Genomic DNA, 359 nt, shown 5'->3' on the forward strand with positions numbered 1-359 from the left:
TAGTAATAAATTAAAAGAATTAATAAAAAATAATGAAAATATATTACTAGTAGATATAAGAACTGAGGAAGAATTTGAAGAAGTTCATATAGAAAATTCAATAAATATACCATTACAAGATTTATTATACAATATAGATGAATTACAAGATTATAATGATAAAGATATAGTAATTTACTGTAGAAGTGGACATAGAAGTATTACAGCTTGTAATTTACTTTCTATGGAAGGTTTTGATAAATTATATAACTTAGAAGATGGAATAATTGGATATTTAAAATAAGATAGCTTAATTAAGCTATCTTATTTTTATTTATATAGCATATATATTTATATCTAATTTTACTATCATAATATCC

General features: G+C 19.5%; 1 protein-coding gene. It reads left to right on the top strand.

Annotated features, from left to right (window positions below):
• The coding region (locus tag G3997_RS04640; RefSeq protein ID WP_296648839.1) for a rhodanese-like domain-containing protein at positions 1-283 on the top strand (283 nt) is incomplete at its 5' end.
• Between the last annotated feature and the right edge of the window lie 76 nt (positions 284-359).

It is taken from the genome of Romboutsia sp. 13368, from assembly GCF_018336475.1.
GTDB lineage: Bacteria > Bacillota > Clostridia > Peptostreptococcales > Peptostreptococcaceae > Romboutsia.